Source organism: Lactobacillus sp. XV31L (assembly GCF_059900865.1).
Window position 1 is genome coordinate 1 of sequence record NZ_JBWXGC010000019.1, and the last position, 7,215, is coordinate 7,215.

10 protein-coding genes and 1 pseudogene are annotated in these 7,215 nt (G+C 40.8%); 10 read left to right on the plus strand and 1 reads right to left on the minus strand.

Annotation, left to right across the window (positions count from 1 at the left end):
• Window positions 1-242 precede the first annotated feature (242 nt).
• Entirely contained in the window at window positions 243-1,499 is a 1,257-nt protein-coding gene (locus tag AC2JF7_RS08860) for an MFS transporter (RefSeq protein WP_500728337.1), read from the minus strand.
• Window positions 1,500-1,616: 117 nt separating this feature from the next.
• On the opposite strand from AC2JF7_RS08860, the gene AC2JF7_RS08865 reads away from it, so the two are divergent.
• From AC2JF7_RS08865 to AC2JF7_RS08910, 10 genes and pseudogenes are all read left to right on the plus strand, one after another.
• Window positions 1,617-2,471: a helix-turn-helix domain-containing protein gene (locus AC2JF7_RS08865; protein ID WP_500728338.1), complete on the plus strand. Its 855-nt coding sequence runs from the start codon at window positions 1,617-1,619 to the stop codon at window positions 2,469-2,471.
• A gap of 204 nt (window positions 2,472-2,675) precedes the next feature.
• Window positions 2,676-2,999, plus strand: coding sequence for a YxeA family protein (locus tag AC2JF7_RS08870; RefSeq protein WP_500728339.1), 324 nt, complete (start codon window positions 2,676-2,678; stop codon window positions 2,997-2,999).
• Between the two features lie 188 nt (window positions 3,000-3,187).
• On the plus strand, window positions 3,188-4,159 hold the full coding sequence (locus AC2JF7_RS08875) for a ribose-phosphate diphosphokinase (RefSeq protein WP_500728340.1): 972 nt from the start codon (window positions 3,188-3,190) through the stop codon (window positions 4,157-4,159).
• Window positions 4,107-4,589 (plus strand): hypothetical protein, encoded by a 483-nt coding sequence (locus AC2JF7_RS08880; protein WP_500728341.1) that lies wholly within the window; start codon window positions 4,107-4,109, stop codon window positions 4,587-4,589. Before AC2JF7_RS08875 ends, AC2JF7_RS08880 begins: the two co-directional genes overlap by 53 nt.
• A 101-nt stretch (window positions 4,590-4,690) precedes the next feature.
• Window positions 4,691-4,969 (plus strand): hypothetical protein, encoded by a 279-nt coding sequence (locus AC2JF7_RS08885; protein ID WP_500728342.1) that lies wholly within the window; start codon window positions 4,691-4,693, stop codon window positions 4,967-4,969.
• Window positions 4,970-5,347: 378 nt separating this feature from the next.
• Window positions 5,348-5,494: a hypothetical protein gene (locus tag AC2JF7_RS08890; protein WP_500728343.1), complete on the plus strand. Its 147-nt coding sequence runs from the start codon at window positions 5,348-5,350 to the stop codon at window positions 5,492-5,494.
• 145 nt (window positions 5,495-5,639) lie between these two features.
• Entirely contained in the window at window positions 5,640-5,798 is a 159-nt protein-coding gene (locus AC2JF7_RS08895) for a hypothetical protein (RefSeq protein ID WP_500728344.1), read from the plus strand.
• A gap of 321 nt (window positions 5,799-6,119) precedes the next feature.
• On the plus strand, window positions 6,120-6,266 hold the full coding sequence (locus tag AC2JF7_RS08900; RefSeq protein ID WP_500728343.1) for a hypothetical protein: 147 nt from the start codon (window positions 6,120-6,122) through the stop codon (window positions 6,264-6,266).
• Window positions 6,267-6,411: 145 nt separating this feature from the next.
• Complete coding sequence (locus tag AC2JF7_RS08905) at window positions 6,412-6,570, plus strand: hypothetical protein (RefSeq protein WP_500728344.1); 159 nt, start codon at window positions 6,412-6,414, stop codon at window positions 6,568-6,570.
• Window positions 6,571-6,864: 294 nt separating this feature from the next.
• Window positions 6,865-7,215 (plus strand): annotated as a pseudogene (locus tag AC2JF7_RS08910) (DNA topoisomerase); the annotation flags it as partial.

The window sequence follows — 7,215 nt, forward strand, 5'->3', positions numbered from 1 at the left end:
TAAGCGAGTTCATTGGAGACTTCTTTCTAGAATTAGGTTGGTAATTACATTCTATCAGAGAAGTCCAATGGACTTTTTTCATTTTCTAATCAGCGCAAGTGTTCAACTTCATTTTACAATTTACCATCCTATTCTTTTAATATTAAAACTTTACTATGATATTATACTACTGGTAATAGGCCAAAAATGTTCCAAATAAAAAACTTTGACTCACTTCAAAGGCGAATCAAGGTTTAAGATGTTTACTCCTTTGCAGGCGGTAGCTTCTGGCCTTTGTTAACTTTCACTAGCACGGTGAGGGTAACGATGAAGACGATGGCGCTAAGTCCCAAAACGCCGTACAGGGCATAATTAACGTTGATTGTACCAGCAATAGTGGTAAAAATGGTTGTCATTAATGGTCCAGCGATTGACAAGATTGTATTTAAAAGCCCTGCCGAAGAAGCCAAAATTTTGCGATCCACTGAGACAACCAACCATTGCATTAATTTCGGACTGATCGTGCCAGCTAAGAAACCAAGCGTGGTCAATAAGATAAGGCAAAATATGCTGTTCTTGTTCAAAATGGCAATAGTCATAAAGGCACTATTGATAGTAGCTAATAAAGATAGCTGGAAAAGCGAAGTGTTTTTAAGAAGCTTGGTGCCGACGGCACTGCCGAGGGCCAAACCGGTTGCGGCAGCCGCTCCTAAAAGTGCGATGGTGAAACTATAGCTGCCAATAAGCATGCTTTTATTGCCGGCAATAACGATTGAAACCAGTGGTTCAACCGTGCTGAGCAGACCATTAAGCATGGCTACGACTAAAACAATCGTTAAGAGTCCGTGAGCTTGCCGTACTTGCCTGAATGATGAACCAAGCGTAGCAAAGAAGTTTTGGCTGTTGACCTCTTCTTTATGGTCAGGCTGCTGCTTGCGAACGCTTGCCCCAATGTTAGCGTAGAGTAGGCCGGCTGCTAGAAAGGTTAACGCATTGACAACGGCCAGTTCTGAGTATGACATGAAGAGCAGGAGCCCGGAGCCAACGAATTGTGCGACTAGCGTAATTAGTTGTGCTACGCCACTGGTAAAACCCTGGGCCTCAGCCATTTCATTTTCACCGACGAGACCAACAATTAAGGGTGTTTGTAATCCACCAGAATACATGCCGGAGAGATCAGATACAAAGTTGAGTCCGATAACCATTAAAACAAGGTTCCAGCCGGCAATATTGGCGACAAAGAGCAGGCCCACCAGCATGTACAGGGCAAAGCGAATGACTGCAAGCCAGACAATTACGCGGTACTTATTGGGCGTCCGGTCAGCCAGGTAGCCACTGAGACTTTGAATAAGGTTTGGAAGCGATTCGGTAATCGCAATCAAAGATAATGCTAGGGAATAATTTTTTAATTTGCTGGCATAAGTCATGAGTGCCAAGTAGAAAAGGATGTTTCCTGCGCCAGATAGCCAGCTGGCAAGAGTGAATTTTCTGTAGTTTTTATTCTTTAAAAAGATGTTCATAATTTTACTTCTCCTGCTTCTTAATTCGATGATATTTTTATTATAAGTAGGTTATAATTTTAAGTAGGGAAATGTCGTATTCGAAATTTTTTGGCAAAATAAGAAAGAGGAAACACGGTGACAATTGGTGAATTGCTGAGGCAGTATCGTTTAGAACAGGGCAAAACACAAAAAGAATGGGCTGGCGCAATAGTTAGTCCCTCATGTTATTCCAAGGTGGAAAAGAACATACACCGCATTACAGCAGATGATTTGGTTAACTTGCTGCAGGCAAATAATGTTAACATAATCAGTTTTTTCAGTAAGTTAAATTGGTCAGATAAAGTCAGATATGACCAATTCACAGAAATCAGTCAAGCAGTTAATGAAGCTTATTACCTAAAAGATCAGGAGAAACTTGCAAAAATCAGAAAGAAAATTGAAAAAGCCGATATACCCGATAAAGAAGTTCAGCTTTTGATAATTGCCGAAGTTGTTGCTTCTATGACAGATAATCTCGAAGTGCTAGGTGAAGCAAAAATTCAAAAACTCAAAGAACTTGTTTTTTCTTCTGATAACTTTGATGAGAAGAGACTGCGGTTATATACTAATTTAATTCGATATTTTGATTTTGCCAGTAACTTATCTATTAGTCAGCGGGTAATCAACAAATTTAGCCATTCGCAAACTACGAGCGACCAAGAGGCGGTGATGGGGATTTGCGCGAACATGCTGGAGGAATGCATTATACATGATGATTATGATAGCACCCAGTTTTATATTGAAGCTGCCAACAAGTTTACTATGAGACCACTTTTATTTTTCATTAAGAACATGCTGGTAATACTTCAAAATATGATTGCTTATCATAAGGACAAGGACCCGGCCCACTTGTCTAATGCTCAAAGAGCCATTGATAACTATGCCATGTTGGGGGTGCCTGCCTATGGACAAGAAGCAGAGAGATTCTTTACTAAATATAAAGACCAATAATGTGGTTGAAAGCTTTGTCCCAAGGTCTATTACCGACGCCCAAATTTTATAAGACAGAATTAAAGCAGGCAGTAATAATGGTGCCTTGGTTGAATAGCAGGAATTTTAGGATTTTTCAAAATATAGTTGAGAGCAAGAATATGTTGCTGTATTATATGGGTAATACATAAACCCTGTCTTTAATTTAATTGAAAGGAAAAAGCAATGCCCAAAAAAATATTGGTCGGAGCGGCGGCAGTGATTGTTGCGGTTATTGGCTTCTTTGCCATTGGTCACAATACCTTTACGGACTATCTCAATCCCTTTATCCCAGAAACTATTAGTTACGCCAAGGTACCTAAGAACACGCAGAAATATTATCAGGTAGATGCTGTTAATGCCCAGACGGGCAAGAAGCTGCCGTACAAAATACAATACGTTGGTGGTTATGACCCTACTAGGCAATACATTAAAATTCACCATAAGGGACAATACGCAAGAATCATTGATTATATTTCTAAGCAAAAATTTGCAAACGCTGGCAAATAAAGTAAGGAGTCTGTAGATATGCAGGCTTTTTTATCCAGAATCCGTAAAACTTGCTAAAATACCGACTTATCTAGCGGTCAGGGCTTGAATGTCGGCCCTTAAAGTTGAATAATAATATATGAGAATAACTTTTTCAGATAACTTTTGGTAAAATAAGAAGTTGTTAACAGTTTTTTACGGAGGAAATTATGTCTTATAAAGACAATATGATGTTGTTTGCCCTTAATTCGAATGTGCCGCTTGCCGAAAAAATTGCTGACCGGGTGGGCGTACCACTCAGTACATCAAGCGTGCAGCGCTTTAGTGATGGCGAAATTCAAATTAATATTGATCAATCGGTGCGGGGAAAGGATGTGTACCTGATCCAATCGATGAGTGTTCCAGTTAACGATAACATGATGGAACTGTTAATTATGATTGATGCCGTGCGCCGTGCTAGTGCACAGACGGTCAACATCGTGCTCCCATACTATGGCTACGCCCGCCAGGACCGCAAGACCCGTCCACGTGAACCAATTACTGCTAAATTGGTTGCCGACATGTTGCAAGAAGCTGGCGCCACGAGGGTGCTATCCCTTGATCTGCATGCACCGCAAATCCAAGGCTTCTTCGATATTCCAGTTGACAACTTAATGGGGGCACCGCTTCTGGCAGACTACTTCTTGCGCAATCACCTGGAAGAAGATGCAGTGGTTGTCTCCCCTGACCACGGCGGCGTCACCCGGGCCAGAAAATTGGCTGAATTCTTGGGCACTTCAATTGCAATTGTGGATAAACGCAGACCGCGCGCTAATGTTGCTGAAGTAATGAACATCATTGGTAATGTGAAGGGCAAACGCGCTATTATCATTGATGACATGATTGATACTGCAGGCACGATTACGCTAGCAGCTCAGGCCCTGATTGATGCTGGGGCAACGGAAGTTTATGCTAGTGCAACGCACGCTGTTTTATCAGGACCAGCTGCCAAGCGGCTGAATGATTCTCCGATTAAGAACTTGGTGTTGACCGATTCAATCAATCAACCTGTGGAAAAAAATCTGGAAAAAACACTGCTTGTTTCAGTGGGACCGCTAATTGGGGATGCCATCAAGTGTATTCAAAAGCATGAACCACTTAGTCCTCTCTTTAATACAAGATACCAAAAGGATAAACATTGATCCATACGTAAGTGTTAAAAATAACAGATATGTACTTGATGATAAAGCCAAAAATATCATTACACCAGCTGAGTATAATACTGCTCAAAAAATGATTGCTAAAACTAATCAAGTTATTTCTGGAACACAATTTGTAATTGACAAAGACACCAAAACGACTGAGCTTGAATTTACAATACGAGATTCCGATAACTCTTTTAAAGTTGTTCCTTCAACAGAAAATCCCAGCATACAAGTCCGTTCAAAATACCACTTTGGAGTTAACAAAGTAAAATTTCATTGGAACTATGTTAGAATTTATCTTGATAGAACTATGGTTAAAAATATTGTTAATGGTGGTGGAGCACTTAGTGTTTGGCTTGGAAGCGCACTACCATTAGGCGGTGCTATTACAGCTTTCGTAGTTTCAAATATTGGTGAAAAATGTTAAAGGCGGAATTTACGTAGATTTTAATTATCTTACTGGAGGTATAATTTCAATGATGACGTCTTGGGGCTGGCAATAAATACAAAATGTTAATGAGGAGAAAAATGAAGCAAAATTTATTTAAATCCATACTGGTAAAACTTTTTCGAACTACTCTAAGGACTAAAAAGAAACATTCTTTTTTATTACCTGTTGTTGTAGGACTTTCAGTATTTTGCTTTTCTTGCTTTGTTTCTCCACACATCAATACCAATTGGGAAAATTCACTGGCGATTGCAATTTTAGTTGTTGTCATTTCGCTTTTAACAATACAACTTGTCAACATTTATGACACGAAAAATAAAAAAATTGAAAAGTCTTATCAGCTTAAGTTAACCCTCTAGATTTTGAACAAAATCTAGAGGGTTTTACTGTGGTTAAATTTACTGTCGAACAAGAATTACAAGCGCTTAACTTGCTCAAAGAAGGCTACAGCAGCCGTTCTGTAGCGCAAATAATTGCACCGGATCGTATAACTAATTGATACCTGGGCTGCGCAATACCAGCACTTTGGGTTGCAGGGCCTAGAAATTCAGAACACTCCGCAAAATTATCGTGGTCAATTCAAGCTCCCAGTCTTAAATTGGAGAAAAGAACATGACGACACCTATCAAAATACCGTTATTCACTTCAAAATTGCCACTCCCAGCTTAATTTGTACTTGGCAAAAGCGTTTTGACGAGGGGGCTTAATCGCTCTTTACCAAACGAGGCCGATCACCGATGAACAAATCACCTAAGGAACCAGTTAAGTATACCAGCAGCGAGTTATCTGAATTAGAGCGGCTGCTCTTAGAAAACCGTCAGCTCCATATTGAAAACGACTACCTAAAAAGGAGATACAAATTTGAAATATTTAATACTAGCTGAAAAGCCTTCTGCTGCACGGCACTTTGCGGAAGCCTTAGGCTGTTTTAGCGGCTTTATCAATTTAATACTTGGTGGCTCCGAGACAGATAGCTAGGATATTGTCGCAGCACGTGGCCACTTATTAGAATTGAAGGAACCTCATGAAATGGTAGCACCAGATAAGGTGGCCAAATATAAAGACTGGACTGACCTAGCCAATTTTCCGTGGAATCCTTCTGATTTCACTTGGGAAAAGCTTCCAAAAAATCAGATCATGGTGCCAACCGTCCAGGTCCAAACGTTCCTGAAAGTATGGCTCAAGTAGAGCAAGCGCTTAACTTGCTCAAAGAAGGCTACAGCAGCCGTTCTGTAGCGCAAATAATTGCACCGGATCGTATAACTAATTGATACCTGGGCTGCGCAATACCAGCACTTTGGGTTGCAGGGCCTAGAAATTCAGAACACTCCGCAAAATTATCGTGGTCAATTCAAGCTCCCAGTCTTAAATTGGAGAAAAGAACATGACGACACCTATCAAAATACCGTTATTCACTTCAAAATTGCCACTCCCAGCTTAATTTGTACTTGGCAAAAGCGTTTTGACGAGGGGGCTTAATCGCTCTTTACCAAACGAGGCCGATCACCGATGAACAAATCACCTAAGGAACCAGTTAAGTATACCAGCAGCGAGTTATCTGAATTAGAGCGGCTGCTCTTAGAAAACCGTCAGCTCCATATTGAAAACGACTACCTAAAAAGGAGATACAAATTTGAAATATTTAATACTAGCTGAAAAGCCTTCTGCTGCACGGCACTTTGCGGAAGCCTTAGGCTGTTTTAGCGGCTTTATCAATTTAATACTTGGTGGCTCCGAGACAGATAGCTAGGATATTGTCGCAGCACGTGGCCACTTATTAGAATTGAAGGAACCTCATGAAATGGTAGCACCAGATAAGGTGGCCAAATATAAAGACTGGACTGACCTAGCCAATTTTCCGTGGAATCCTTCTGATTTCACTTGGGAAAAGCTTCCAAAAAATCAGATCATGGTGCCAACCGTCCAGGTCCAAACGTTCCTGAAAGTATGGCTCAAGTAGAGCAAGAATATGGCCGCTGCGGAAGGATAATTTACGAAACGTTGGCTCGGTCTTTTCTGGCAATTCTGGGCGCCGACTATACCTGCTAGCATGCCTATCTTCATACGCTGACTTTAAAAGCAGCATCAAAATACCACAAGACCAAGGCTATAAAGATATTTTCAATTTTGCGACCCTGCAAGAACCAAATGAAGCAGTGTCCGAAAACCAGTTTGAAGGTCAGGCTAACTTATTTTTTTTGAAGGGCAAAATCCTAAACCACAGGTACCCGGTCTCCTCTTTGTAATTAATTATTTGGTCAAACACAATATTGGAACCGGGGCAACTCAAGAATCTACGCTGGCCGCAATTTCTACTGGCAAGGATAAATTGATTGAGAATAAAAATGAAAAATACAGCTTAACCGATCTAGGTTTGATTCAGGCAATGATTAGCAGGCACACGCAAATTGCTAGTCCCAAAGTGACTTTGAAGTTGCAAGAGGCTATGGACCAGGTTGGCCAGCTAAAAATGCCGAAGATGAATGTGCCGAATACGATGGCGCAGATAGTTATCCATGATAAACAAGCAATGCTAAACAATCAAGCCGCTTTAGCTTCGTCTCAACAGCTGCTAAAGGCTAAAGAAGAATGGGCCAAAGCTCAA

Coding starts and splice junctions, on each gene's coding strand:
- AC2JF7_RS08895 (WP_500728344.1), top strand. CDS start 5,640: ATGGTAGCACCAGATAAGGTGGCCAAATATAAAGACTGGACTGACCTA.
- AC2JF7_RS08900 (WP_500728343.1), top strand. CDS start 6,120: ATGAACAAATCACCTAAGGAACCAGTTAAGTATACCAGCAGCGAGTTA.
- AC2JF7_RS08870 (WP_500728339.1), top strand. CDS start 2,676: ATGCCCAAAAAAATATTGGTCGGAGCGGCGGCAGTGATTGTTGCGGTT.
- AC2JF7_RS08875 (WP_500728340.1), top strand. CDS start 3,188: ATGTCTTATAAAGACAATATGATGTTGTTTGCCCTTAATTCGAATGTG.
- AC2JF7_RS08880 (WP_500728341.1), top strand. CDS start 4,107: ATGAACCACTTAGTCCTCTCTTTAATACAAGATACCAAAAGGATAAAC.
- AC2JF7_RS08860 (WP_500728337.1), bottom strand. CDS start 1,499: ATGAACATCTTTTTAAAGAATAAAAACTACAGAAAATTCACTCTTGCC.
- AC2JF7_RS08905 (WP_500728344.1), top strand. CDS start 6,412: ATGGTAGCACCAGATAAGGTGGCCAAATATAAAGACTGGACTGACCTA.
- AC2JF7_RS08890 (WP_500728343.1), top strand. CDS start 5,348: ATGAACAAATCACCTAAGGAACCAGTTAAGTATACCAGCAGCGAGTTA.
- AC2JF7_RS08885 (WP_500728342.1), top strand. CDS start 4,691: ATGAAGCAAAATTTATTTAAATCCATACTGGTAAAACTTTTTCGAACT.